Origin of the sequence: Mesorhizobium sp. C264A (assembly GCF_040324515.1) — a bacterium.
Taxonomy (GTDB): Bacteria; Pseudomonadota; Alphaproteobacteria; order Rhizobiales; family Rhizobiaceae; genus Mesorhizobium.
Genome location: NZ_JAMYVY010000001.1, coordinates 3350292 through 3376445 on the forward strand (window position 1 = coordinate 3350292; position 26154 = coordinate 3376445).

Annotated in this window: 25 protein-coding genes and 1 pseudogene; 14 read left to right on the forward strand and 12 right to left on the reverse strand. The window is 63.0% G+C overall.

From position 1 onward, the window contains the following. Window position 1: 1 nt before the first annotated feature. A complete protein-coding gene (locus tag NKL04_RS16560) occupies window positions 2-796 on the reverse strand; it encodes a phytanoyl-CoA dioxygenase family protein (protein WP_023702040.1) in 795 nt (264 codons plus the stop codon). Between the two features lie 91 nt (window positions 797-887). Here NKL04_RS16560 and NKL04_RS16565 point away from each other — a divergent pair, with 91 nt between their 5' ends. Then, the gene (locus NKL04_RS16565) at window positions 888-1799 is read left to right on the forward strand and encodes a LysR family transcriptional regulator (protein ID WP_023702041.1); all 912 of its coding nucleotides are present in this window, start codon (window positions 888-890) and stop codon (window positions 1797-1799) included. Window positions 1800-1850: 51 nt separating this feature from the next. Continuing rightward, the gene (gene ubiA, locus NKL04_RS16570; RefSeq protein WP_031209624.1) at window positions 1851-2834 is read left to right on the forward strand and encodes a 4-hydroxybenzoate octaprenyltransferase; all 984 of its coding nucleotides are present in this window, start codon (window positions 1851-1853) and stop codon (window positions 2832-2834) included. A 173-nt stretch (window positions 2835-3007) separates the two neighbouring features. Here ubiA and NKL04_RS16575 read toward each other — a convergent pair whose 3' ends face one another. The 3 genes from NKL04_RS16575 to NKL04_RS16585 all read right to left on the reverse strand — a co-directional run bounded on the left by NKL04_RS16575 (window position 3008) and on the right by NKL04_RS16585 (window position 6173). Continuing rightward, entirely contained in the window at window positions 3008-3574 is a 567-nt protein-coding gene (locus NKL04_RS16575; protein WP_023668457.1) for a DUF6101 family protein, read from the reverse strand. A gap of 184 nt (window positions 3575-3758) precedes the next feature. Next, on the reverse strand, window positions 3759-5189 hold the full coding sequence (locus tag NKL04_RS16580; RefSeq protein WP_023702043.1) for an FAD-binding oxidoreductase: 1431 nt from the start codon (window positions 5187-5189) through the stop codon (window positions 3759-3761). An 18-nt stretch (window positions 5190-5207) separates the two neighbouring features. After that, entirely contained in the window at window positions 5208-6173 is a 966-nt protein-coding gene (locus NKL04_RS16585; RefSeq protein WP_031209625.1) for an L-threonylcarbamoyladenylate synthase, read from the reverse strand. Window positions 6174-6544: 371 nt separating this feature from the next. Here NKL04_RS16585 and NKL04_RS16590 point away from each other — a divergent pair, with 371 nt between their 5' ends. Beyond that, window positions 6545-6997 (forward strand): hypothetical protein, encoded by a 453-nt coding sequence (locus NKL04_RS16590; protein WP_023684360.1) that lies wholly within the window; start codon window positions 6545-6547, stop codon window positions 6995-6997. Between the two features lie 165 nt (window positions 6998-7162). Continuing rightward, the gene (locus NKL04_RS16595) at window positions 7163-7546 is read left to right on the forward strand and encodes a hypothetical protein (RefSeq protein ID WP_245263941.1); all 384 of its coding nucleotides are present in this window, start codon (window positions 7163-7165) and stop codon (window positions 7544-7546) included. 109 nt (window positions 7547-7655) lie between these two features. Here NKL04_RS16595 and NKL04_RS32110 read toward each other — a convergent pair. Next, window positions 7656-10123, reverse strand: a pseudogene (locus NKL04_RS32110) (glycine--tRNA ligase subunit beta); the annotation flags it as partial. 220 nt (window positions 10124-10343) lie between these two features. On the opposite strand from NKL04_RS32110, the gene NKL04_RS16610 reads away from it, so the two are divergent. Next, complete coding sequence (locus NKL04_RS16610; protein WP_023702047.1) at window positions 10344-10514, forward strand: hypothetical protein; 171 nt, start codon at window positions 10344-10346, stop codon at window positions 10512-10514. Between the two features lie 3 nt (window positions 10515-10517). On the opposite strand, the gene NKL04_RS16615 is transcribed toward NKL04_RS16610, so the two are convergent. Further along, window positions 10518-11462 (reverse strand): glycine--tRNA ligase subunit alpha, encoded by a 945-nt coding sequence (locus NKL04_RS16615; RefSeq protein ID WP_023687115.1) that lies wholly within the window; start codon window positions 11460-11462, stop codon window positions 10518-10520. A 176-nt stretch (window positions 11463-11638) separates the two neighbouring features. Between NKL04_RS16615 and NKL04_RS16620 the strand changes: the two genes are divergently transcribed. Next, on the forward strand, window positions 11639-12100 hold the full coding sequence (locus NKL04_RS16620; protein WP_023687114.1) for a GNAT family N-acetyltransferase: 462 nt from the start codon (window positions 11639-11641) through the stop codon (window positions 12098-12100). Window positions 12101-12305: 205 nt separating this feature from the next. Here the strand turns inward: NKL04_RS16620 and NKL04_RS16625 are convergent, their stop codons facing one another. Together NKL04_RS16625 and NKL04_RS16630 are read right to left on the reverse strand one after the other, a co-directional pair. Further along, window positions 12306-14081: a tetratricopeptide repeat protein gene (locus NKL04_RS16625; RefSeq protein WP_031209626.1), complete on the reverse strand. Its 1776-nt coding sequence runs from the start codon at window positions 14079-14081 to the stop codon at window positions 12306-12308. Between the two features lie 451 nt (window positions 14082-14532). Further along, window positions 14533-15594 carry a DUF1127 domain-containing protein gene (locus tag NKL04_RS16630; protein ID WP_023702050.1) on the reverse strand — a complete coding sequence of 354 codons (1062 nt, stop codon included), beginning with the start codon at window positions 15592-15594 and terminating at the stop codon, window positions 14533-14535. 512 nt (window positions 15595-16106) lie between these two features. Here NKL04_RS16630 and NKL04_RS16635 point away from each other — a divergent pair. Both NKL04_RS16635 and NKL04_RS16640 read left to right on the forward strand, forming a co-directional pair. Further along, window positions 16107-17771, forward strand: a complete 1665-nt coding sequence (locus tag NKL04_RS16635) for a BTAD domain-containing putative transcriptional regulator (RefSeq protein WP_198029323.1) — start codon at window positions 16107-16109, stop codon at window positions 17769-17771. A gap of 230 nt (window positions 17772-18001) precedes the next feature. Next, window positions 18002-18694: an outer membrane protein gene (locus tag NKL04_RS16640; RefSeq protein WP_031209628.1), complete on the forward strand. Its 693-nt coding sequence runs from the start codon at window positions 18002-18004 to the stop codon at window positions 18692-18694. A 229-nt stretch (window positions 18695-18923) separates the two neighbouring features. On the opposite strand, the gene NKL04_RS16645 is transcribed toward NKL04_RS16640, so the two are convergent. The 4 genes from NKL04_RS16645 to NKL04_RS16660 form a co-directional block, all read right to left on the reverse strand. Next, window positions 18924-19352, reverse strand: a complete 429-nt coding sequence (locus NKL04_RS16645; protein ID WP_023702053.1) for a DUF1284 domain-containing protein — start codon at window positions 19350-19352, stop codon at window positions 18924-18926. 109 nt (window positions 19353-19461) lie between these two features. Beyond that, the gene (locus NKL04_RS16650) at window positions 19462-20052 is read right to left on the reverse strand and encodes a biotin transporter BioY (RefSeq protein WP_023702054.1); all 591 of its coding nucleotides are present in this window, start codon (window positions 20050-20052) and stop codon (window positions 19462-19464) included. A gap of 351 nt (window positions 20053-20403) precedes the next feature. Then, window positions 20404-21072 (reverse strand): GntR family transcriptional regulator, encoded by a 669-nt coding sequence (locus NKL04_RS16655; protein WP_023702055.1) that lies wholly within the window; start codon window positions 21070-21072, stop codon window positions 20404-20406. A gap of 87 nt (window positions 21073-21159) precedes the next feature. After that, a complete protein-coding gene (locus tag NKL04_RS16660) occupies window positions 21160-22176 on the reverse strand; it encodes a polyprenyl synthetase family protein (RefSeq protein ID WP_023668471.1) in 1017 nt (338 codons plus the stop codon). Between the two features lie 221 nt (window positions 22177-22397). On the opposite strand from NKL04_RS16660, the gene NKL04_RS16665 reads away from it, so the two are divergent. The 6 genes from NKL04_RS16665 to moaB all read left to right on the forward strand — a co-directional run bounded on the left by NKL04_RS16665 (window position 22398) and on the right by moaB (window position 26113). Further along, entirely contained in the window at window positions 22398-22622 is a 225-nt protein-coding gene (locus tag NKL04_RS16665) for a putative signal transducing protein (RefSeq protein WP_023692106.1), read from the forward strand. Next, window positions 22622-23416 (forward strand): tRNA1(Val) (adenine(37)-N6)-methyltransferase, encoded by a 795-nt coding sequence (locus NKL04_RS16670; protein ID WP_023702056.1) that lies wholly within the window; start codon window positions 22622-22624, stop codon window positions 23414-23416. The genes NKL04_RS16665 and NKL04_RS16670 overlap by 1 nt, the downstream gene beginning before the upstream one ends. Window positions 23417-23536: 120 nt before the next feature. Then, the gene (locus tag NKL04_RS16675; protein ID WP_023702057.1) at window positions 23537-24394 is read left to right on the forward strand and encodes a S49 family peptidase; all 858 of its coding nucleotides are present in this window, start codon (window positions 23537-23539) and stop codon (window positions 24392-24394) included. A 72-nt stretch (window positions 24395-24466) separates the two neighbouring features. Continuing rightward, window positions 24467-24652 (forward strand): membrane protein, encoded by a 186-nt coding sequence (locus NKL04_RS16680; RefSeq protein WP_023668475.1) that lies wholly within the window; start codon window positions 24467-24469, stop codon window positions 24650-24652. A gap of 26 nt (window positions 24653-24678) precedes the next feature. Further along, window positions 24679-25572 carry a 4-(cytidine 5'-diphospho)-2-C-methyl-D-erythritol kinase gene (locus NKL04_RS16685; RefSeq protein WP_023702058.1) on the forward strand — a complete coding sequence of 298 codons (894 nt, stop codon included), beginning with the start codon at window positions 24679-24681 and terminating at the stop codon, window positions 25570-25572. Further along, complete coding sequence (gene moaB / locus NKL04_RS16690; RefSeq protein ID WP_023702059.1) at window positions 25559-26113, forward strand: molybdenum cofactor biosynthesis protein B; 555 nt, start codon at window positions 25559-25561, stop codon at window positions 26111-26113. The genes NKL04_RS16685 and moaB overlap by 14 nt, the downstream gene beginning before the upstream one ends. The last annotated feature ends 41 nt before the right edge of the window (window positions 26114-26154 follow it).

Here is a 26154-nt window from a genome sequence, read left to right on the forward strand (position 1 = left end):
ATCAGCTCTGGAAGACGACCGGGAACCAGTCCTCGCGCAGTTTCTGGCCGGGCTTCATGTCATGGCCGGGATAGGGCGGCGAGGTACGGCCGGGGCGCTCGACATAGCGCGCATCGTCGCCGACCCAGCGCAGCGACAGCGCCCGGCGACGCGCCGCGGTCGGATTGCCGCGCGCACCATGCGCGGTGCGGAAGTCGAACAGGATGGCGTCGCCCGGCTCCATCTCCCATTCGAGCACCTTCAGCGACGGGTCCTTGTCGGGATCCGGCACGGGCAGATAATCGCCCTCGCCGGCATAGAAATTGCTGTCATCGAGCCAGCGCACCGGCAGGATCATCTTGTCCCATTTGTGCGAGCCGGCGATCAGCCGCAGCGTCGCTTCCTTGACCGGATCGATCGGAATCCAGAAGCTGACGGTCTGGGTGCCATCGACGAAGTAATACGGGATGTCCTGGTGCCAAGGCGTCGGCTTTTGCGTGCCCGGTTCCTTGACCAGCACATGGTCGTGGAAGAACTGGGCGCTGCGCGACTGCATCGCCGCTGCCGCGAGTTCCGCGGCCGGGGAATTGCGCACCACGTCGACGAATTCGGGAATGCGCTCCCAATTGCAGTAATCGTCGAAGAAGCTGCCCTTGCCGTTGGCGATGTCCGAGGCCGTGGCGCTGCGGTTTTGCATGTTGCGCTCGATGCCGGCGGCGATGGTGCCAACCCAGTCATTGAAGGCGCCGCGTATGCAGACCGCGCCGTCGCGCTGGTAGTCGGCAATCGCTGCGGCATCGATATGTCTGGCGGCCATGTCATGTCTCTCCTGTTTCGATGACCGACTATCGCGGCCGCCGCACATCGCGTAAAATAATAACTTCTCATCTCCCTTATAGCTTTACTCTATGAACCTGACCCTCACCCAGTTGCGCTACCTCGTCACTGTTGCCCGTCACGGCAGCGTCACCGTGGCCGCCCGGATGCTGAACGTCTCGCAACCCTCGATCTCGGTGGCGATCGACAATGTCGAAGCGACGCTCGGCCAGAAAATATTCGTGCGCCAGCGCGGCAGCGGCATCGCGCTGACCTCGTTCGGCCGCAGCGCGGTGGCGAAGGCAAAGCAGGTGCTGGCCGAAGCGGACGAACTGGTTGGGCTCGGGACGCGCGACGCCGATGTCGGCGGCGAACTTGTGCTCGGCTGTTTCGAGGATCTGGCGCCTTATTTCGCGCCGGCGCTGATCCGCGCTTTTTCGCAACGCTGCCCGGCGGTCACCGTGGTGGTCCGCGACGAGACCTTCGAGACGCTCGGCCGGCGGCTCGGCGATGCGGCAATCGATCTCGGCCTGACCTACGATCTCGGCCTGCCCTCGCACTTCGCCCGCACCCTGCTGCATGAGCTGCGGCCACACGCGCTTCTGCCGCAAGGCCACGCGCTGGCCAGCCAGGCCAGCGTCAGCCTGGCGGAGCTGGCGACCCATCCCTTGATCACCACCGACCAGCCGCATAGCTGGCAGCATATGCTGGACCTGTTCCTCAGCCGCGGCCTGTCGCCGGTCTCGCAATCGACGGCGAGTTCGTTCGAACTGCAGCGCAGCATGGTCGCCAACGGCTTCGGCGTCGCGGTGAGCTACACCAGGCCTTATGGCGACAGGAGTTATGACGGGCTGCCGCTGGTCTGCAAGCCGCTGTCCGATCCGCTGCCGATGCAGTGCATCATCCTCACCCATGACACAAGGCAAAGGCTGTCGAAGGCGGCGCTGGCCTTCACGGAGGTGGCGAAGGAATGGTTTGCCAGCCACGATATTTTCACCGCCTGAGCGACAATGCGGCCGCTTGACGGCGCACGCCGCTGCTGCCACTCCAGCACGATGGAAACCATCCAGTCGAAAGCCGCACAGGGCCGCGTCGCCGACGCGCCGAGCGGCCATTGGGTCTACAAGATATTGCCGCGCTGGCTGTGGCCTTACGCGCAGCTTGCGCGCTGGGACCGGCCGATCGGCTGGCAATTGCTGCTGTGGCCCTGCTGGTGGTCGGCAGCGCTTGCGGCCAGCGCCTATCCGCGCGCAAGCGACCCGCTGCTCACATTGCTCCCGTCGCCATGGTTCCTGTTCCTGTTCTTCGTCGGCGCCGTCGCCATGCGCGGCGCCGGCTGCACCTATAACGACATTGTCGACCAGGACATCGACAACAAGGTCGAGCGCACCCGTTCGCGGCCGCTGCCGGCCGGCAAGGTGACGCGCCGCCAGGCCTGGATATTCCTGGTCATCCAGGCCTTGCTGAGCCTCGTCGTGCTGTTGCAGTTCAACGACTTCGCCATTCCGCTCGGCATCGCCTCGCTGGTGATCGTGGCCGTCTATCCCTTCATGAAGCGCTTCACCAACTGGCCGCAATTGGTGCTCGGGCTCGCCTTCTCCTGGGGTGCACTGATGGGCTGGGCGGTCGAGTTCGGCGATCTCGATGGCCCGGCCATCATGCTCTATATCGGCTCGATCCTGTGGGTGATCGGCTACGACACCATCTATGCACATCAGGACAAGGAAGACGACGCCATCGTCGGCGTGCGCTCGACGGCGCGGCTGTTCGGCGACAACACCAAGACCTGGCTGGTCGGGCTTTATGGCGGCACGCTGGTCTGCTTCGCCATCGCCTTCGCCTCGGCGCAGGCGCCGGTGGTGGCGCTGGCCGGGCTGATCGCCGCCGGCGCCCATATGGCGCGGCAGATAGCGGTTCTGGATATCGACGATCCCGATCAATGCCTGCGGCTGTTCAAATCCAACAACCAGGTCGGCTGGTTGATCTTCATCGGCCTGATCGGCGGTGCGCTGTGGGTGGCGCTAAAGCCGCTGGTGTAGGCTCCCTCTTCCTTCTCCCTTTGTGGGAGAAGGTGGATCGACGCGCAGCGCCGAGACGGATGAGGGGTGCTCCAGCGGAGTGAGGCGTTGGCGTTCCCTGGAACACCCCTCATCCGTCTTGCCGCTTCGCGGCAATCCACCTTCCCCCACAAGGGGGGAAGGAGAAGAGCGCTCTACTCTCTCGAAATAATCTCCTGGCCGTCGATCACCAGTCTCAGCCCGAGATTGCCGGCCCTGCGGCGGGCGAGGAAGCGCGGGCGGCGCGTGGTCGAGACCCGGCCCTTGCGGCGATCCTTGGCCGGCAGCGCCTTGATGGCGGCGCCGAGCGATTCCTCAAGCGTGCGGGCAATGCCGTCGGATTCGATCAGCAGCATCTGCAGCCGGTAAGCATCGGCCCAGGCGCGCCAGTCGGCGGCGACGTCGTCGAGATCGTCGGCCACCAGCAGCGGCACCGACAGCATCGGGTCGTTGTGCAGGAGTTCGAGGGTTACCGTGACATTGCCTTGCGCATCCTCCATCGCGCGGGCGGCGACGCCGCGAAACGCGTTGGCGGGCAGCGCGATGATCGCCGGCACGCCGCTCATCTCGAGCGTGCGGCGGATGACGGCGCCGCGCTGGTCGATGGTGAAGGTAACGTCGCCATAGTCGTCGCGCGTGGCATAGCTCACCACTTGCGGCAGGCGGAATGGGTCGAGGCGCATGTTGCGCCCGGCCCAGACGGGCTTCAATACACTGTTCATCTGCTGCCTTCCTGTGTTTCTCCTGAGAGCCGCTTTCACGGATCCCACCGGGCCAGTTTTCCCGGCCTCGTTGTGTGAAACATTAGCGCGAGCTTCTGCCGCCCGGCTTAAGAAAGTCAGTTAAATTTTGCTGATCTCAGGCGATGGTTATCGGAATGAGACCAGCCACAAAATGTTGAAAGGATCAGATAACCTTACCGGGATTCATGATGCCGGCCGGATCGAAGACGGCCTTCACCCGGCGCATCAGTTCGATCGCCATTGGCGGCGCGGTGGCGATCAGTTCGTCGCGCTTCAACTGGCCGATGCCATGCTCGGCCGAGATCGAACCGTGGAAGGAGCGCACGACATCGTGCACGGCATGGTTCATGGCGTGGTAGAGGCCGAGAAACGCTTCGTCGTCACCGCCCTCCGGCCGGGAGATGTTGTAGTGCAGATTGCCGTCGCCCATATGACCGAAGCAGACCACGCGCGCCTGCGGACTGACCGAAGCCACTGCACCGGCCGCCTTTTCGATAAACGCCGGGATGGATGCCACCGGCACCGAAATATCATGCTTGATCGAAGCACCTTCGGGCTTTTGCGAATCCGGCAGCACCTCGCGGAAGTTCCAGAACGCGTCGCCCTGCGCCAGGCTGGCCGCGATCACCGCGTCGCCGACGATGCCTTGCTGGAGGCCTGCCGACAGCACTTCTTCGATCAGCCCCCTGGCGTCCTCGGCCGAACGGCCCGACGACACCTGCATCAACACATACCATGGCCAATCCTGCGCCAGCGGCCGCGTGACGCCCTGCGCATGGCGCAGCGTGAAATCATACGGACGCCGGCCGATCAGCTCGAAGGCGGTGAGTGCCGCCCCTGCCCGGTCCATCGCCAGGCTGAACAGCGAAAGCGCTGCTTCCGGCGACGACAGGCCGGCAAAGGCCACTTCGCGCCCCTTGGGCTTGGGAAACAGTTTCAGCACCGCTGCGGTGATGATGCCGAGCGTGCCTTCGGCGCCGACGAACAGGTTCTTCAGATCGTAGCCGGTGTTGTCCTTCTTCAATTTGCGCAGATCGTCGAAGACCTCGCCGGTCGGCAGCACCACTTCGACGCCGAGGCAGAGTTCGCGCGCATTGCCATAGGCAAGCACGCCGGTGCCGCCGGCATTGGACGAGAGATTGCCGCCGATCTGGCAGGACCCTTGCGCGGCGAGCGACAGCGGAAACAGCCGGTCGGTGGCATCGGCCGCTTCCTGCAGCGTCTGCAGGATAACGCCGGCCTCGACTGTTACCGTGTTGGAGAAGACGTCGATCTCGCGAATGCGGTTCAGCCGCGACAAAGAAAGCACGATCTCGCGGCCGGATGCGTCAGGCACCTGGGCGCCGACCAGCCCGGTGTTGCCGCTTTGCGGCACGACCGGCGTTCCCGTCTCGCTCGCCAGCCGCATGATACGGCTCACCTCGTCGACGCTGCCGGGACGCAGCACCAAGGCCGTCCTGCCGTGCCACAGCCCGCGCCGCTCGGTAAGATACGGCGCAATATCGGCTTGGTCGCGCAGTGCATATTTTTCGCCGACAATGGCAGTGAAGCGGTCGATGAGAGCGGGATCGAGGTCGAAGGGGGAGTCGTTCATCGGCGCAAACTATGGCGCTCAGTCGAGCTTGTCACGGGGGGCAGCGGCACGAAACAGCCGATCGTTGATCGCCTCGCCAAGCCCATCGAACGGGATCGGCTCGACAGCGATCGTCGCCGCACCGCTGCGGTCGAGTTCCTGCAAATACGCGAACAGATTGCTTGCGGCTTCGCGCAAATCGCCTGACGCGGACAGGTTGCGCAAGGCGGCCGCCGCTTGCCAGCCTTCGGCGCGGTCGCCACCAAAGGCCAGCAAGGCCTCGCCTTCAGCCACACTCTGTGCATCGAGCCGCACCGATGCGCGCGGCGCATAATGCGACGCCAGCATGCCGGGCGCCTCAATGCCGGCTGTCGCGCCGCGCTGCAGCTTAATGCCGGTGACGGCCTCGATATCGGCGGCAGCGATGCCGCCTGGCCTCAGCAGCCGCACGCTGTTGCCTTCGACCTTGACGATGGTCGATTCCAGCCCGACCGGGGTGGCGCCGCCATCGACCACCAGCCGGATTTTGGCGCCGAGATCGGCCGCCACGGCTTGCGCTGTCGTCGCGCTTATCTTGCCCGAAGAGTTCGCGCTGGGCGCGGCCAGCGGCCGGCCGAGCCTGGCGATCAGCTCTCCGCCGAAGCCCCTCGGCATGCGCAGCGCGATCGTGTCCAGCCCGGCGGTGACCAGCGGATGGATGCCGTTGCCGGGTTGGAGCGGCAGCACCAGCGTCAGCGGCCCCGGCCAGAACGCCTCGGCCAGCCGTTTCGACAGCGGATCGAAGGCCGCAATGCGCTCTGCCATCGCCAGATCGGCGACATGGGCAATCAGCGGGTTGAAGCGCGGCCGGCCCTTGGCTTCGAAGATGCGGGCGACGCCGACGCCATTGGTCGCGTCGCTGGCCAGTCCATAGACGGTCTCCGTCGGGATGGCGACCACGTCGCCGCCCTCAAGCAGCGCCAACGCCTGCTCCATCGCTTCGCCGACGGATAGTATCTCAGCCACTCGCTTCACCTCACAGGCACCGGACCTAAAGCGCGTCGCGCTGAACCGGATTCATGCGACGCGCTTTAGGTCTTTGTTTTGATGCATGTCGTTCTCTCAAAACCGGGGCCACTTTTGAGCGACATGCATTAGAGCGGTTCAGCTGTTCGCTTAAACGCTCTAAGTATTTGTTTTTGCGGAATTCCGGACGGAAAACCGCTACTCACTTTTCCTGGAATTGCTCTAATACGGCAGTGGTTTTCGGGCAAGCCGGCGTTGGCGAATTATCAATGCCTAAAATGCTATGTTTCCCTGCAAGCCGGCATCAATCCACTCGGGTTAAGGCTACTTGGGTTAGGGCTGGCGGCTTGTTGGGCAAGGGGACGGTTTCGATGTCGATGCGTGTGCTTGGAGCGCTTGGTTTCACCCTGGCGGCGATGACCGGTGGGGCGCACGCCTCGTCGATCGTCTTTCTCGGCGTCTCGACCTCGACGCCATCGGTCATCAAGGTTGGCGGATCCGAACCGGTCAGGACCGCCTCGACGCCATCGATCGTCGCGCTCGGCGATGCCCAGCCCGATGTGACTTATGAAAAGGTCGCGGCGATCCCCGAAAAGCCTAGGCAGGATCCGATGATCATTCGCGGCGGCATCGTCGGCGGCGCCTTCGCCGCGCCGGCTCCGGCCAGGGCGAGCGCCGCGGCGCCGGCAACTGAGCCGACGGCAGAGACCGCACCAGCCGGAACTGCAACGGCATCGAACGGCAAGCCCGAGTCGCAACCGGCAGCGCCGCAGCCGGCAACAACACCGCAGCAGCCGATCGAGGGCGTCGGCAAAGCCGAGTAGGCCATTCAGCCAAAACAGTCGGCCAAGACAGTCGGCCGATCCATGCCGCTTGACGCCAATCGACAGCCCGGCGCACGATCGGCTTGGCGGCGGCGGCCCCAATTTCGCCAATCGGGTTTGGCATGAGCGCGCCGGGTTCTAGAAGAGCGAGGGGTTATCATGAACATGACGAAATCTTTGACTATTGCCGGCCTGTTGCTGGCGTCACCTATAGGTGTCGGCGGCGCGCAGGCCGGTGACGAGCTAGGGTCCTACGTCGCGCGCATTTCCGATCGCGACCACCATGCCAGCGACGGCTATGAGCTGAGCAGCGCAGCACAGATGGTGCGGCAGGACCGCGCCAACTGGCACAAGTTCCACCGGCGCGATGCCGACGACCAGGGCGATGACTGGTTCCGCAGCAACGATGATCGCGCGTATCTGGAACGCATGCTGAAGCGCGGTGGCGCGATGAGCTCCTCGACACGGAACGCCATCGTCAATGGCGAGCCGCTGATCCAGGTCGACGTCTATTCAGACAGCGTGCGTGTCAGCATTTTGGAGGATTGACTTCGTCAACCTCGGGAGGACTGACGGAGACTGACACGTTGGTTCCGGACAAGAAGGGCGGCGTGCGAGCGCCGCCCTTGTCGTCGCCGTATTCGGGCTTATCTGCCCTTTAGCCAGCTATCCTGGAAAAATCCGCGACCTGATCGGTGGCCGTGCGGATGCGAGCCAGCAGCGCCAGGCGGTTGGCGCGCACGGCCTGGTCCTCATCATTCACGAGAACGCGTTCAAAGAATGAATCAACCGGTTCACGCAACACGCTAAGCGCCAGCATGGCGGCGGAAAAGTCTTCGTTTTGAATCGCTTCGCCGGCTTCTCTCTCCGCCTGATTCACCGCTGCAAACAGCGATTTCTCGGCCTCCTCGCGAAACAGCGCCGGCTCAACGGTTTCGGCGATGGCCGTTTTCTTCTTCTCCTCGGCGGCCAGAATGTTGGCCGCCCGCTTGGCGCCCGCGAGCAGGTTCTTGCCGTCCTCGGTGTCGAGGAAGGACCCCAGAGCTTCGACGCGGCGCACGATCTGCAGGAGGTCGTCCGAGTGCGATTGGCCGATCTCCCCCCTTGTGGGGGAGATGCCCGGCAGGGCAGAGGGGGGCGCGCCAGAATGAGAGGTCGGCGGGACAGCGCCCCCCTCTGTCGGCTTCGCCGCCCCCACAAGGGGGGAGATTGGCGCGCTTCCACCACCTGCCAGCACGGCGTCAATGAGATCATGCCGAGCGCCCTGGTCGCGGAGATAGACTTTCAGGCGGTCGTGGAAGAAGGCGAGGAGGTCGGGGCCAAAGGCCCGTCCAGCCTTAGACGCGGGATAACTCGCCGTTTGATAGGCACTATCGAAGAGCGATGTCAGCGGCAGTGAGATCCCATTCTCGATCAGGATCCTCACCACGCCCAGTGCGGCCCTTCTCAGCGCGTAAGGGTCCTTAGACCCCGTCGGCTTTTCATCAATGGCCCAGAAGCCGACCAGCGTATCGATTTTGTCGGCCAGCGCGACGGCAATCGACACCGGATTGGTCGGCACGCTATCCGACGGACCTTGCGGCTTGTAGTGCTCCTCAATCGCCGCGGCCACGGACGGATGCTCGCCCTGCAGCAGCGCGTATTTGCGCCCCATGGCGCCTTGCAGTTCCGGAAACTCGCCCACTGCTTCGGTCGTGAGGTCAGCTTTGGCCAGCACAGCGGCGCGAGCGGCGCGCGCGGTAATCTCCCCCTTGAGGGGGAGATGTCGCCGAAGGCGACAGAGGGGGTCGTCTCGCGTGGAGTGCCAACTCCCTCTTTCTTCGAGAGACCGGACGGCGTCGCGGCAGCCGAAGCGACCCCCTCTGGCCTGCCGGCCATCTCCCCCTCAAGGGGGGAGATCGACTGCGCCACTGTTGGCGCCAGCTCCTGCGCCAGCCGCTTGATCCGCTCCACCCGATCGCCTTGCGTACCGAGCTTGGCGTGAAAGGTGACATTGAGATGGTCGAGGCGGGCCATGCGCTGGTCGAGCGGCTTTTTCAGATCGAGCCCGAATTTCTTCGCCGACGCCTCGAGCTGCTCCAGATCCGGCAGATCGCCCTGGTCGGTCTTCCAGAAATACAGCGCGTCCGACAGGCGGGCACGCACCACCTTGCCGTTGCCGTGCGCGACCTCCTTGCCGCCGTCCTTGGCCTCGATGTTGGCGGTGAGGATGAAGCGGTTGGAGAGGTTTTCGCCGTCGCCCTGCGGCCGGGTGACAAAGCATTTCTGATTGGCGCGGATGGTCAGCCGGACCACTTCTGGCGGTATGGCAAGAAAGGCCTGCTCGAATTCGCCCATCAGCACCACCGGCCATTCGACCAGGCCCGACACTTCTTCCAACAACCCTTCGTCCTCGACCAGATCGAGCCCGTTGGCGAAGGCGAGGTTGCGGGCGTCGGCAAGGATGATCTCCTTGCGGCGGTCGCCATCGAGCACGACCTTGGCCGCTTCCAGCTTGGTCACGTAATCGTCGAAGCGGCGCACGGTGATTTCTCCCGGCGCCATGAAACGATGGCCGTAGGTGATATTGCCCGAGCGGATGCCATCGATCTCGAAATCGACCACCACCGGCTCCTCGGTCTCCGGCCCGAAGGTGCACAGAATCGTCTGCAGCGGCCGCACCCAGCGTAGCGAACCGGGCTTGGCTGAAGCCGGCCCCCAGCGCATCGATGTCGGCCAGGGGAAGCCGCGAATGATGGCCGGCACCAGTTCGGCGATGATTTCTTCCGCCGCCCTGCCCGGCTTCGAAATATGGGCGACGTAGAAATCTCCCTTCTTCGGATCGGAATGAACATGCGCCTCGGCAACCGAGGCAAGGCCTGCCTTGCGCAGAAAACCCTGCACCGCCTGTTCCGGCGCCGTCGTCGACGGCCCCTTGATCTCCTCGTGGATATCCTTCGAGCGCGCGGTCAGGCCCCTGACATCGAGCGCCAGGCGCCGCGGCGTCCAGTATTCGCGCGCGGCGTCATAGGTCAGACCCGCCTCGACCAGACCGTCGGTCAGCATCTTCCTGAGATCGCCCGCCGCCTTGCGCTGCATACGGGCGGGGATTTCCTCGGAGCGAAGTTCTAGCAAAAGATCCGGCATGGTTAGGCTCGCGCGACAATGGTCGGCGGGGCATAGCAACTCGGCTGGCCGCTGTCACCCTCTGCGCTTGCCGATCGTCGGCCCGGGCCGATTTTCTAAAATTTTCAAGGCGCTGTCGGGCCGCAACCAGCCCGCCCGTCCTTGGATCAAAGATTTCCATGAACCAAACGCAGCGCTGAAGCGACCAACGCTCAGGCAGGGACCTATTGGCTGAACGACCATGAAAACGGCATCGAGACTTCTCCAGATCATCGCGCTCAGCGCCTGTTTCGCCGCGCAGGTGCATGGCGCCTTCTCGATGCCGGGTGTGCGGCAGGCTATGCGGACCATGGCGGGATCGTCTGGCCAGTTCTCGGCGCCAATCAACATTTCCCCCGAAATGATGAAGTGAGCCTCAGGCGGCGAGCCCGCCGGCCTGGGTCTGCAAAAATGCCTCGCCGCAGGCTTTCGCCAGATTGCGCACCCGCAGGATGTAGCTCTGCCGCTCGGTCACCGAAATCACGCCGCGCGCGTCGAGCAGGTTGAAGACGTGGCTGGCCTTGATGCACTGGTCATAGGCCGGGAAGACCATGCGGTGCATCGGCAGATTGTCGTTCGAAGCCGGGGCGCCGGCCGCGAGCAGCGCCTTGCATTCGGCTTCGGCGTCCTCGAAATGCCTGAGCAGCATGGCGGTGTTGGCATATTCGAAATTGTGCCTGGAATATTCCTGCTCGGCCTGCAGGAAGACATCGCCATAGGTGACTTTTTCGGCGCCTTCTCGGCCGTTGAAGTTGAGGTCGTAGACATTGTCGACGCCCTGCACATACATGGCCAGCCGCTCCAGGCCGTAGGTCAGTTCTCCCGCCACCGGCGCGCATTCGATGCCGCAGACCTGCTGGAAATAGGTGAACTGCGACACTTCCATGCCGTCGCACCAGCACTCCCAGCCGAGCCCCCAGGCGCCAAGCGTCGGGCTTGCCCAGTCGTCCTCGACGAAGCGAATGTCGTGCAGCAACGGATCGACGCCGATCGCCTTGAGCGAGCCGAGATAGAGCTCCTGCAGGTTCGGCGGGTTGGGCTTCAGGATCACCTGGTACTGGTAATAATGCTGCAGCCGGTTGGGGTTTTCGCCGTAGCGGCCGTCTTTCGGCCTTCGCGAGGGCTGGACATAGGCAGCGTTCCAGCCCTTGGGCCCGAGCGCGCGCAGCGTGGTGGCCGGATGGAAGGTGCCGGCGCCGACTTCCATGTCGTAAGGCTGCAGGATGACGCAGCCATAGGCGGCCCAGTAATTGTGCAGGGTCAGGATCAGCCCCTGGAACGAGCGGCTGGGATGCATATGGGCTGGACTGTCTGACGTCACGGCGGCCTCGGAAAGCGCTGAAATGATGCCATTCCCTAGTTGCCGGGCCGGTAGGCGTCAAGGCAGCGCCCATCGCCGCCTTGATGAGAGGTTGAACGCTTTGCTTCGGACTGGCCCATTGCCGGACGGTGCCGGTGGCCGTTTGCTCGCCCAGCTTCAACGACAAAGGTTCAGCCATGCAAGGCCAGTTCACCGTACGCCCCGTCACCCGAGAGGATTACGAGCAATGGCTGCCGCTGTGGGACGGCTACAATGCGTTTTACGGCCGCTCGGGCGAGACCGCCTTGCCCGGTGACATCACTGCAATGACATGGTCGCGCTTCTTCGATGCCTATGAGCCGATGCATGCGCTGGTCGCCGAGAGCGAAGGCAAGCTTCTCGGCCTTGTCCACTATCTCTACCACCGCACCACGACGGCGATTTCGCCGAACTGCTATCTGCAGGATCTCTTCACCAATGAGGCGTCGCGCGGCAAGGGCGTCGGCCGGGCACTGATCGAAGACGTCTATACCAGGGCGCAAACCGCAGGCTCCAGCCGCGTCTACTGGCTGACACACGAAACCAACCACACGGCGATGAAGCTCTACGACAAGATCGGCGATCTCTCGGGGTTCGTCGTCTACCGAAAGCTGTTCTAGAATGAGCGCCAACGCTGGGTCTGGGTCGCGTCGCTTCGCTCCTTGCTCCGCCATAGAATGACGATCGCGATAGGGCGTCTCTATCTCTTTGTTTCTGTCGCAATTCCGAACGGAAAACCGCGCACACTTTCCTGGAATTGCTCTAAGACGCCAAGCCGAAAAAACGGGGCTCAGCGAGCCCCGTTTCATCAGAAGTATTGCCCGATCACCCCTTCGGCGCTGGCGGGGTGGCCGGCTTGACCTTCGGGGTTTCCTGCGCCGTGTTGGATTCGATCGGCGGCAGGCCCTTCATCAGCTTCTGCTGCAAAATGGCAAGCACATCGGGATCCGGCTTCAGGTCGCGCGCCTGGTTCCACTGGAAAGTGGCTTCGAGCTTGCGGCCGACGCGCCAATAGGCATCGCCGAGATGGTCGTTGAGCACCGGATCTTCCGGCTTGAGCGACACGGCGCGCTCCATTTCGCGCACGGCGTCGTCGAACCGGCCCATGCGGAAATAGGCCCAGCCCAGCGAATCGACAATGTAGCCGTCGCTCGGCCTGAGGTCGACGGCCTTCTGGATCATCGCCAGGCCTTCCTTGAGGTTCATGTTCATGTCGACCCAGGAATAACCGAGATAGTTCAGCACCTGCGGCTGGTCGGGGAACAGTTCCAGCGCCTTGAGGAAGTTCGGTTCGGCCTTGGGCCATTCCTTCAGCCGCTCATAGGCGATGCCGCGCTGATAGTAGATGTTCCAGTTGGCATTGGTCGGCGTCTTCAGCACCGCGACCGCCTTGTCGTAGAGAGTGGCGGCGGAGCGGAAATCCTCCTTCGAGGCATAGACCCCGCCGAGCGCCAGATAGGCGCGCATGTCATCGGGGTGAGCTTCGACGAATGCCTTGAGATGGGCGATCGCCTCGTCGTGACGGTTGAGATCGGCAAGGTTGAGGCCGAGCTGCAGGTCGGAAAGCTCCTTCAGCGGCGAGGAGGCTGGAATGCGGCTATAGAGCGCAATGGCGCCTTCGCCGTCCTTCAGCTGCTCCGCAACGGCGGCAAGCTGCACCAAAGCGGCGTCGCTGTCGGGCTTGAGCGCGAGCGCATATTGCAGATAGAGGCGCACGAACGGCTCGCCGCCGCCGCGATTGAGCGCGATGGCGAGGTCGAGCAGGATTTCAGCGGCGCCTTCGGAGGGACTGGCGACGAAGGGCTCGATCTTGTCGCCCTTGCTGATCCTGTCGCGAAGCGCCTGGATGTCGAGCTTGCCAGGCGCGAACGCCTCGGCCTTGTCGAGCACGTAGAGCGCCTTGTTCTTGTTGCCCTTGCGCGCCAGGAAAGACGCGTAGGCCTGGGCGTTGCGCATCCATGTCTCGGGCGCGGCACCGCCGGCCGTGACGTCGGTCAGGGTCGCGTCATAAAGCGCGTCGGCCCTATCCGACAGGCCTGCGGCATCGGCGATCAGCGCGCGGTGGAAGGACTTGAACAGGCCGAACCAGTCAGGCCCCTGCAGTTTGTCGATCGAGGCCATCGCCCCGGTGGGGTCGCCGGCGCCCTCTTGTGCCCAGCCGGACATGACGCCGGAAATCAGCCGGTCGAGATCGGATTCGAGCGACAGCTTGAGCCAGTACTGCGCCTTGGTGAAATCCTTCTTGTGGAAGGAATCGACCGCCAGAGCCAGACGCGAGAAGCGCTCGACGTCGGGAACTGCCTTGAGCTTGTCGGCATAGACCAGCGATTCCTCGAAGCGGCCTTGCGCGATCAGCGACAGCATCAGGCTTTGCTGCAGCGAGGTGTCGCCGGGATTGAAGGCGAGCGCCTGCTTGTAATAAGCGATGGCATTGTCGAGGTCGTTGTCGCCTTCGGCGATGCGGGCGGCGAGATAGGCGCCCGAGAAGGAGGTGATCTTGACCGGGTCGGTCGATTCCTTGGCGTAGGCAGGCAATGGAGAAATCGCCATCCCTGCCATAATTGCCAGCCCCGCGAGCCAGCGCGCACGTCCTTGCCGCATCGTATCCCTTTCAGCCAAGCGCCATCCCGCGTCGGCGCGGAGAAGCCATAGACTCGATGTTTCCTGACAAAGCATGGCCTTTTTGGGGTCAGGCTTCAATCCGGGCCGAATTCACAATCGGGTCACCCGATTATAAAGCATCGCGCGATGGGATAGCGGATGGTTCGGATGTCAAAGCTAGCCAGCTCGGGTGTGCCATTGGCGGAGCAGCATTCGCAACGGCAGTATCTCGGCCTTACGTCGGGTCCGGCACAGAATTCGAGTTGCCGGCTGTTACCGCTGACAGTTTACCACGCCTGGAAAGCGTTGGCTTCGAATAGGTTTTCTTCATTGCGATGTCCCACGCTCGATTATTGATCACTAGAAGCGCTAATTTATGCCGAACTTCAAGGCCGAAAATTGCGCCGCCGGACGTTGCGGTAAAACAACCGCTGCGATTTGAGATTGTATCCTAACCTGATCGCCGCAGGGTATTCGACGCGGCGACAAAAGCCCGCTGGCCTGAGCCAGCGGGCTGGAGGTAAAGCCGGCGAGTGCGGCCGGCGCGATCATTCCAGCCGCGACAGGCGAGATAGCTGTGCCGCCAGAAACGCCAGCCGGTCATTTTCCATTTCCAGAATTCGTAGCTGCAGCCACCATGGTCCGAGGCAACGATCGTCACACCACCCGGCAGCCAGAAATCGTGGTTGTGACGGCCATGATGGTGACCATTATGGTGGCCATGATGGCCGTCGTCGGGCTTCCCGGGTTTGCAGCCGACGACCTTGCATGGGAGTTTTGTATCCTTGTTCAGGATTGGCTTCTTGGCCTTGCAGCCAAAGGCGTGACAACCAATTTTCCCAGCCGTTTGGTTCAAGCCCAGACGTCGAGCCTCAACCAGCATGTTACTGCGCGGTGCCGCGTGAAATATCTTGGAGTCATCGATCGCCACTGTGCCACGGCGCTTCATCAACTGAGAGAAGTCGTGATTCGCGCCCTGAATTTTCTTGCCGGCATGGGCGTCGGCGGAGACCGCCACTGCACCGGCAATTGCGGCGAGCACCACCATGAAGCCAGTAAGCCAGCGGCGTTTCGTGAACATGGAGCGTACCGGCGACACGCCATCCGCAGGCGCGCCCGATGCTTGCTGTGATCGGTCCGTTGTGCCGCTATCGCCGGACACAGCGGGCCGATCGAACATATTCACCACCATTTCGAGGGTGAAATCCTGGTAAGGGATTGTTTTTTCATGGTCGTCATCGCTGCTGGCACCATGGGTTTCGGTGCGAGTGGTGTCCGTTGACCGATGGCCGGAGGTGACGGCGCCGACGATGTCGGACCGGCTCACGCCGATGTCGATGAGTTGCTGGTCACTGAACCCGTCGAGTATGCGAATGTCGTGCAGCGCGATAGCGCGACGCGTCTGCAATCCGGCCCGCGCTTCCGCCACCGATCTCAACCACCCACCGAAACGATAAAGACCGCCTGGCGCGGCGGCTTGGGCGCCATTTGATTTCATGATATCCATGCTCATTGTCCATCTCCATTCCTTGCTGGCGACCACCGTGATCGCGATGGGCGGTATATCGGGGACGAACGGGAAGCCGGCGTTCGCGGAGCGTGAAATCTTCGGGAAATCGTCGCGAAAAAGGGGAAATGCCGGTGGAGGCGAAGGTCTCGGCAGCTGACGCGAGCGGGCTACCCGTGACAGCCGGGCCGCACGATCTCCGCTTGCTCGGTGGCTTCGAGTTGCGCAGCAACAGCGGACAGCCGGTCGAATTGCCGACGCGCAAATGCGAATTGCTGCTGGCCTATCTGGCCATGCCCGCCGGGCGCCCACACGGGCGCGACAAGCTTGCCGCACTGTTTTGGGGCGAGCGCAACGAGGAACAGGCGCGCGGCAGCCTTAGAAAGGCGCTGTCGTCGCTGCGCAGCGCACTCGGGCCACAAGCGCTTGTCGGAGATCGCGACTCCGTCGTTCTCGACCCGGCGGCAGTTGCCGTCGATGCCGACCAGCTTGCAGCCCTTGCCGGCAATCCCACCGATATGGAAGACAATGGGTTGTTTGTCTGGAGTTATGGTGAGTTTCTGGAGAGCCGCCTCACCGCAAGCGCCGATTTCTCAGATTGGCTGACATTCGAACGGACGCGGTGCCGCAATCTCGCGCAGACGGTGCTCGAGCGGATCGCCATCAAGCTCGTGGACGCGGGGAACATGTCCGAGGCTCAAACCGCAGGCCAGCGATTGCTGGCGATCGACAATCTGCGCGAGGAAAGCCATAGGCTGTTGATGCGGCTCCATGCCAAGGCAGGTGAACGGTCGCGCGCGCTGGCGCAGTTTCAAGATTGCCGCGACCTGCTCAAGCGCGAACTCGGTGTCGAACCTTCGCTGGAAACCGTAAGGCTGTCGCGCGAAATCGCTTCGAACGGAACGGCCACGGGCGAGATCGTCCGTCCAGCGGATGCGCCCGCCCCCAAGGCCAGCGGCGAGGCGGCTATTGCGACGACATGGCCGACCGAGCGACCGCGCGGACATTCGATTGCAGTGCTGTCCTTTGCCAGCAAGAGCGGTGACCAGCAAGACTTCCTGGCAAGTGGCCTGTCGCAGGACATCATCACCGAGCTATCGCGTCAGAAGGACTTTCTCGTCATCGCGCCACAATCGACTTTCGACTACGGAAAAGGGGCCGTCGAGGCGCGTGTCGCAGCAAGCGAACTCGATGTCCGTTACGTGCTCAGCGGTGGCGTGCGCCGTGCCGGCAATCAACTCCGCGTCGCCGTACAACTGCTCGACACCTCCGGCGACCGCTGCGTGTGGGCGGAGCGCTATGACCGTGCGGCCGAAGACGTCTTCGACGTGCAGGACGAGGTGGTGTCGCGCATCATCGCCAATGTCGATGCCGAAGTGCGGGCTGCTGAACGAGAACGGGCGGCCCGTAAACGGCCGGAAAATCTCGACGTATGGGAGATGTTTCATCGCGGTATGTGGCATGCCTTCCGGTTCACGCGAAGCGACAACGCACAGGCAGAGACGCATTTTCGACGCGCCCTGGAGCTGGAACCAGGTTTCGGCCTGCCGCATGCCGGCCTCGCCTATGTTTGCTTCGCGGCCGTAACCTGGCATTTCGCCGAGGATGTCAAAACGACTTTGGCTGCCGGAATTCATGAGGCCGAAGCGGCGATCGCGTTCGACGGCAGCGACGCATTCAGCCATGTGGTACTCGGCCGCCTGTTGACACTCACCGGCGACCAGGAACGGGCCGTGCGCCATCTGTCGAAAGCGATCGATCTCAGCCCAAGTTTCGCACAAGCTTATTTCGGTATGGCGCAGCTTCATTTCTGGGCGGGCAGACCTGGCGAGGCCCTGCGATATGTCGATCAGGCAATGCGGCTGAACCCCAGGGATCCATTGGGCTCAATGTTTATGACCCTGCAATCGTTCAGTCACTATTGGCTGAACGATTTTACAGCTGCCGAAATGGCTGCCCGCCGTGCAACCGCGCTGCATGCGCGCGAGACCTGGTCGAGGCTGGCGCTAGCCGTTTCCCTGGTTGCACTGGGTCGAACCAAGGATGCGGCAGCGGCGATCGCGGAAGCGCGGTTGATGGACAGCACGCTTACACTGACCTCGTTCGACGCAATTGTCGGACGAGTGCCGGCAGACCTTCGCGAGCGAGTTTATTCGAATTTGAAGCAGGCTGGACTAAGCTGAAAATTCACAAGCGCACCTTGGTAGCCGCTCTCTGCGATCGCACTGCACAGCCCCGCCCACTCTCAGCCCCCGCAGACCTCCCGTGTCACACCGGCTGAAAAAGGTGGCGCTGATGAAGAAATCGATGACGTATCAGCTTCTGTTGGGACCATGCTTTTCCATCTACTGTGTCATATTTGTTACGCAATAGATCGAGAAGTGTACGTAGTATACCCAGCTTGGAGGGATTTATGCGGGCAACACTTTTTGCGACCTTGGGTTTTGTAGCGGCACTTACCGGTTCAGCTATTTCAGCGGATACCGTGCTTGATATGCCGGCAGCCACTTCGTTCAACTGGACAGGGGCTTATATCGGCATAGAAGCCGGCTACAATTGGGCGAAGTCAAAAGCTGACTATAGCGACACTGGATCTCCAGGATTTACTGGCCCCATGGACCCGGACGGATTCGTTGGAGGTATCTACGCAGGCTACAATTACCAGTTGGGTAACAACCTGGTGCTCGGCATCGAGGGCGACATCAACTACGCAGATGTCCACGGGTTATCACCGCTCCTAAGCGCTGCGGGTATTTCGTTTCCCGATCAAAACTTCGATGGGAAAGTCGATTGGACCGGCTCGATACGAGGTCGTCTCGGCTATAGCATCGATAGGTTTCTGCCGTTCGTGACGGCCGGCGGTGCATTTGCTCACTATGACGTGGGGAATACTGTCGTTGGGACAGAACATGCCTTGAACGACACTTTGAGCGGCTGGACAGTAGGTGTTGGCGCCGATTATGCATTCACGGACAGCCTTATCGGCCGTGTTGAATACCGCTACTCTGACTTCGGGACAACGCGGGCCGGAGCCGTCCTTTTTCAAGATTATGACGTGGATCTGAAAACCAACGATATTCGAATTGGGCTGGCCTACAAGTTCTGATGGTGAACTGCTGGAAATGCCGCGGCTCGTCTCGCGAAGTTCTTCCTTGCGCTGGATAGAGCATTGTTTGGACCGCCCTGTGGATCCGCAGGCTCAACCAGGTTTCGCAGGCAGCGATCGAGGAAGCGCGATTGACGGACAGAACCTTACGCTGGCCTCGTTGGCAATCGTAGGACGGGTTCCGGCAGGTCTTCTTGAGCGGGTCTATTCGAACTTGAGGCTGGCCGGACTAAAATGGACGTTGGACGCGCGTATCCTGATAGAAGCCCTCCGCTATCGTGCTGCACAGGCCGGCCCACTCGCAACCCTGGCAGGCCTCGCGCGTCACGCCGGCTGAAAAGGCCGCGCGCAAGGCGGCAAGCGTTGCCGCGTCGAGGCTGAGACGGACGCCCGCCTCGATGGGCCGGGCCAGCAGCTTGCCGACATCGCGTGCTGCCAGCTCGTCCCGGCCTGCGGCGCTTTCGCGCAAGCAGTGGGGCTCGGCCTCGCCGAGCAGCGGCCGGCAGATGTCGTCGGGGCCGGAGACGATCAGAATATCCTCGCCCCGGCCCAGACGTTTCGCGATCGCGTCATAATTGGCGACGAAGGCTGCGCTGTACCCTTTGCCGACATAGGTCAGCAGGCAAAGCAGATGGTGGGAGCGCAGCCGGACGGTCATCGGTCAGGACGCGCCAGCGGAGCCTGTTCCATCCCGATGGTATCGGGATGGGGCTCCATCTTTTTGTTTGAGCATGATCTCTTCCGAAAACCGGACTCATTTTTCGGGATCATGCTCCTGCCGGGTCCGCCTTACCGGAAAACAGCTTGAGCGTCGCGGCGCCGAGCGCCGATTTCAGCAGGCCGCCGACGAGGAACGGCAGGAAACCGAAGGCGATGGCCTGTTCGAGGCCGATCATGACGGCGAGCCAGGCCGTTCCGAGAACCAGGCAGGCGAGGTTGCCGAGGACCATGCCGGCGAAGGCGAGCAGCACGCGGTTGCCGTTCCAGCCGCGCTCGGCCAGCCAGCCGACAAGCGCGCCGACGAGCGGGAAGGCGAAGAGATAACCGCCCGTTGCCCCGACGAAATACGACGCGCCCGCTGCCCCTCCGGACAGGACAGGAAAGCCCACGGCGCCCTCGGCGAGCCAGGCGATGATGGTCATGGCGCCAAGCCGCCAGCCATAAAGTGCGCCGACCAGCGTCACGGCGAAGGTCTGCATGGTGACCGGCACCGGCACCATCGGCACCTCGATCTGGGACAACAGCGCCAGAAACAGCGTACCGAGGACGACGGCCGCGGCCTGCCAGCTATGCGAGCGGGTTTGCAGGCGCAACGGGCTGAAGGACGGCTTGGACGGCGAAAAGGCGATGTCGGTCATGGTTGCTTCCTAGCTGGTTTGAAATTATAGATAATTTTGTTGTTCGATCTATTATCGAATCCATATTTGCGCGGGAATGGCAACCCTCACCCCTAAAAAGGCTTGGGCTTGCGTGTCGAATAAAGGACATTTGGAAAGGCTGGCGGGACAGCACCCCCTCTGGCCTGCCGGCCATCTCCCCCGCAAGTGGGGAGATCGGATGTCGCCTTTGCTTTCGGCAATGGCCGACGTTGCAGGACTAACGCAACGGCAAAGCTGTTGATCTCCCCGCTTGCGGGGGAGATGTCCGGCAGGACAGAGGGGGTGTGAAGGATCGCTACGCGCGGAATCCGACGACTTGTCCCTTCGTCCCTACCCGACGATGGCAAACGCTTCGCGCATCTTGCCCGACGCGGTCTTGACTGGTTTCTGGCCGATCCACTGCACGTGCCGGCCAAGCGTGGCGGCGGCCGATTCGGTGTTGCCTTGCCGCAGCGCGCTGAGGATCGCGCGATGATCCTGGTCGGTGCGGATTTCCCATTCCGAGCGCCAGGCGGCGAACAGGAAGCGGGCGCTTGCTGCGTGCAAATCGTCGATGGTCGCGATCAGCCGCGGCATGCCGCAGGGCGCCAGGATCAGCCGGTGGAAGGTGCGGTTGGCCTCCTCCCAAGAGCGGACATCGCGGGATTTGTCGCCGGCCTTTGTGGCTTCTTCGGCAAGATTGAGAATGGAAGCCGTCAGATGCGGCGCGGCATGGCGCAGCGCCAACACTTCGAGCGCTGCCCGCATTTCGGCGACTTCCCTTACCTCGCCGAGATCGAAAGCAGCGACGCGTACGCCCCGCCTGGGCTCACTGGCCGCCAGCCCTTGCGCCTCCAGGCGCCGAAAGGCCTCGCGCACCGGGACATGGCTGGTCTGGAATTCCTCGGCGATGTGATCCTGCCGCAGCCGGGCGCCGGGTTCGATCGCACCCGATATGATGCGATCCGCCAGCACCTTGCTGATGCGCACGGCGATAGTGTCGTCTGCGGTCTTTGCCATGTTTTATAGATAATTTGCGCCGCAACCGATTGTCGAGCGGTGATTGCCCGATTTTGCGTGCAAACTTGCTTTGGCGCCAGGCGCGGGTCAGTTCACCCGGCTGATGCAGAAGTCGATGACGTCGATCAGCGCCGATTTCTGCGGCGTCGCCTCCAGCGGCGCCAGCGCGTCGCGGGCGATCTCGCCGAAATGGCGGGCGCGTCCGATGGTGTCGGCAATGGCGCCATGGCGGGTCATCAGGCCGATGGCCTTTTCCAGTCCGGCATCGTCGGTGACATTGTCCTCGATGGCGCGCTTCCAGAAGGTGCGCTCGGCCTTGGTGCCGCGCCGGTAGGCGAGGATGACCGGCAGCGTAACCTTGCCTTCGCGGAAATCGTCGCCGACATTCTTGCCCAGCTCCTGGCTGGAGCCGCCATAATCCAGCGCATCGTCGATGAGCTGGAAGGCAAGGCCGAGATTCATGCCGTAGGAGCGCAATGCGGCGCGATCGTTGCGCGTCGCCGATGCGATGACCGGACCGACCTCGGCGGCAGCCGAGAACAGCGCCGCGGTCTTGGCCTTGATGACGGCGAAATGCTCGTCCTCGGTGGTATCGAGGTTCTTGGCGGCCGCCAGCTGCATCACCTCGCCCTCGGCGATGATCGAGGCGGCGCTGGACAGGATGTCGAGCGCTTCCAGCGAACCGACATCGACCATCATGCGAAAAGCCTGGCCGAGCAGGAAATCGCCGACCAGCACGCTCGCCTGGTTGCCCCAGATCATGCGGGCAGTCTTTTTGCCGCGCCGCATGCCGCTCTCGTCGACGACGTCGTCATGGAGCAGCGTGGCGGTGTGCATGAACTCGACCGCGGTGGCGAGCTTGACGTGGCCCTCGCCGGAATAGCCGAACATCTGGGCCGCCGCGAGCGTCAGCATGGGACGCAGCCTTTTGCCGCCCGACGAGATCAGATGATTGGCGACCTCCGGGATCATCTCGACGTCGGAGCCGGCCTTGGACAGGATCAGTTTGTTGACGCGCCCCATATCGGCTGCTGTCAGGTCGATGAGATCCTTGATGGAGGCGGGTTCCCGCTTCCCGTTTTCGATGTTGAGAACGACACCCACCAACAAACACTCCCGTCTTTGATCACGCGTGCGACGGCACCCTGGTCCCGCCTGGGACTCTAGGGCGGCACATACGGGCACGGCAAGAGGCGAATTGGCGCGGCTGCGGTGACGGCGTGTCAACCTTAGCGACCGCATGCCGTTGCCCGAAAACCGCTCCACACTTTTCGGCGCCATGCTCCAGCGTTTACATCAACGCTGCAACCTGCGAACTTCGTCCGATGATAGAACTCGTGCGCACCAACGATGCCGTGATCATCTCCTTCGTCGAATCGCTGATGCGCGATGCCGGGATTGCCTGCTTCGTCGCCGACCAGAACATGAGCATTCTCGAAGGGTCGATCGGTCTTTTGCAGAAGCGCGTCATGGTCGATGCCGACCAGGCCGATCAGGCGCGGCGCATCTTGAAAGACGCCGGCATCGAGAACGAAATCCGCCAGACATAATGGCTGAAGCGAGCGCGCTTACCAGCGATACGCCGGCCCATACGGTCGATGCCTTCCATCGCGGCCGCTTCTGGCTGGTCCAGCCCAGGACAGGGCATCGCGCCGGGATGGATGCCATGATGCTGGCGGCAGCAGTTCCATCCGGCTTTGCTGGACGCCTCGCCGATTTCGGCGCCGGCGCCGGTGCGGCGGGTCTTGCCGTGCTGTCGCGCTGCCCAGAGGCGCAGGTCGTGCTCGTCGAACGGTCGACCGAGATGGCAGGCTTCGCCACAACCACGCTCGCCCATCCCGGCAATGCGCATCTCGGCAATCGCGCCTCGGTGCTGACCGCCGACGTCACGCTGTCGGGCCGGGCGCGGACGCAAGCCGGCCTTGCCGACAATTCCTTCGATTTCGTCATCATGAACCCGCCCTTCAACGCGGCGCAGGACCGCGCCACGCCAGATCCGCTGCGGCGGCAAGCGCATGTCATGGACGACGGGCTGTTCGAGAGCTGGATCCGAAGTGCGGCTGCCGTCGCCAAGCCGCGCGGGGGCCTGGCCGTCATTGCGCGGCCGGAACAGCTTGGCGACCTCCTCCATGCGCTGTCGGGCCGCTTCGGCGACGCCGAGATGCTGGCCGTGCATCCGCGCCCGGAAGCAGCCGCAATCCGCATTGTCGTTAGGGCAGCGCTCGGCGCGCGCGGCAAGCTGTCGATCCGCCCGCCTTTGATGCTGCATGGGCAAACGGGCGACGGCCCGTCGGAACGAACCGAGATGATCAACAACGGACTGGCGTCGCTGTTTGGCGATTGATTTGGGCCCGTCAGTGTCGTTGCCGCAAAACCGGCACACAGTTGGCTGAGATGGATTGCAGCATTGCCGTTGACCGGCAAATCCCTACATGCGTTGAAGCCATTTGGAGACAGCCACCTCGTGAACCGCCTTTTCAACCGCCTGCTACCGAAATCCTGGCGATCCAGCGTCGTCACCATTCCCGTCATCAGGCTGCATGGCACCATCATGGCCGGCGGCGGCCCGTTCCGGCCGAGCCTCTCCTTGGCGTCCACCGCCGCCCTCATCGAAAAGGCGTTCCTGTTCGATGCGCCCGCCGTCGCCATTTCGATCAATTCGCCTGGCGGCTCGCCGGTGCAGTCGCGGCTGATCTTCAAGCGCATCCGCGACCTCGCGGTCGAGAAGAACAAGAAGGTGCTGGTCTTCGTCGAGGATGTGGCGGCCTCGGGCGGCTACATGATCGCGGTCGCCGGCGACGAGATCTTTGCCGATCCGTCCTCCATCGTCGGTTCGATTGGTGTCGTCTCGGCCTCGTTCGGCTTTCCCGAGTTGATGAAGAAGATCGGTGTCGAGCGCCGTGTCCACACCGCCGGCCAGAACAAGGCGGTGCTCGACCCGTTCAAGCCGGAGAAGAGGGAAGACGTCGAGCGCCTGAAGGCGCTGCAGCTGGAAGTGCACGAGACCTTCATCGACCTGGTCAGGGAACGCCGTGGCACCAAGCTGAAGGACGATCCGGACCTGTTCACCGGCCTGTTCTGGACCGGCAAGAAAGGGCTGGAGCTTGGCCTCGTCGATGCGTTGAGCGACATGCGCACGGTACTGAAAACCCGCTTCGGCGCGAAAACCCAGCTCAGGCTGGTCACCGCGCCGCGTGGCCTGTTTGGCCGCATCGGCCTGTTCGGCTCGAACTTTTCAGCGCCCGATATTGCCGCCGCCGCCGCAAGCGGCGTGATCGATGCGGCGGAAGAGCGCGCATTGTGGGCGCGCTTCGGGCTTTGAAAAAGCAGGGAAAGCGTCTAGCATGAGGGTTTGACAGTCTGCCTTGCCGCCTTGCGAGGGAGGAGCTTTGAAATGCCACAGATCATTTTCTTCGCAGTTGTCGGCGCAGCCGCTTATTTCGGCTACCGCACCTTCGTCCGCGAGGCCGAACGTGTGACCGCCAAGGTGCGGCGCACCGAAAAGCAGGCAGCCAACGGCACCAACGGCACGCTGGTCCAGGATCCCAAGACAGGCGAATACCGCCTGGCCAAGGACTGAGCATCATCCCGTCAGCAGCCGACAGTTTGGATGCCGCAGCCCGGACGTGGCTTGCGCCCGCCAAGATAAATCTGGCGCTGCACGTCACCGGCAGGCGCGCCGACGGGTATCATCTGCTCGAGAGCCTGGTCATTTTCACCCGCTTCGGCGACAGGGTCGAGATCGAGCCTGCCGACGCCGACCGGTTCTCCGTATCGGGCCGTTACGCGACTTCCGTGCCGATCGACGACAGCAATCTGGTGGTGAAGGCGCGCGAGGCGCTGCGCAGGCAGGCCGGCCAGCAGAGCACGCCGCCGGTTGCCATCCGGCTGGAAAAGAACCTGCCGATCGCATCCGGCGTCGGCGGCGGCTCAAGCGACGCGGCCGCCGTTCTGCACGGTCTTATCAGGACATGGGGTCTCGACATCGGTGAGGCCGAACTGAGCCGGATCGGTCTCACGCTCGGCGCCGACGTGCCGATGTGTCTTGCGGCAAAACCGCTGGTTGCGCGTGGCGTCGGCGATGAGCTGTCGCCAATTGCGGATTTTCCTGCGCTGGCCTTGGTGCTGGTCAATCCCGGCGTCGCCGTCTCCACGCCCGATGTGTTCAATGCACTTGAAAAACGCGACAATGAAGGACTGCCGCCGCTGCCGCGCGGTTTCGATTTCCACGGCGTCCGCAATTGGCTGGAGATCACCCGCAACGATCTTGAGGAACCGGCGCAAGCAATACAGCCGCCCATCGGCAGAGCGCTTTCCCTGCTGAACAGGGCCGGATCTGGATTCTCGCGCATGTCGGGATCCGGCGCGACATGCTTCGGGCTGTTCGAGACCGGCAATGTCGCCAAGCGCGCCGCCGCCGAGATTCGCAGTCGCGAACCGGAGTGGTTTGTCGCCGCGACACGAAGCATCGCTTCGGAGGGGGCCGATGGCCAAAATTGACGACAGCCGGCCGTTCATCCCGGTGCGCATCGCGGTGCTGACGGTGTCCGATACGCGCAGCCTTGCCGACGACAAATCCGGCCAGACGCTGGCTGATCGCATCGCCGAGGCCGGCCATGTCCTGGCCGCGCGCGACATCGTCACCGACGACCGGGAGAAAATCCGCGACAAGGTGCTGGGCTGGTCGCGCGACGAAGACATCGATGTCGTCATCACCACCGGCGGCACCGGTTTTACCGGCCGCGACGTGACGCCGGAGGCGCTGGAGCCGATCTTCGAGAAGCGCATGGATGGCTTTTCCGAAGTGTTCCACCGCATTTCCTACGACAAGATCGGCACCTCGACAGTGCAGAGCCGGGCGACGGGCGGCGTCGTCAACGCCACCTTCGTCTTCGTGCTGCCGGGCTCGCCCGGCGCCTGCAAGGACGCCTGGGACGGCATCCTGAAACCGCAGCTCGACTACCGCCACATGCCCTGCAACTTCGTCGAGATCATGCCGCGCCTGGACGAGCATTTGCGGCGCGGCAAGGCCGCCTCGTAAACCAAGGCAAAGCCGGCCAAGTGCTGCCTTTGTCAGGCAGA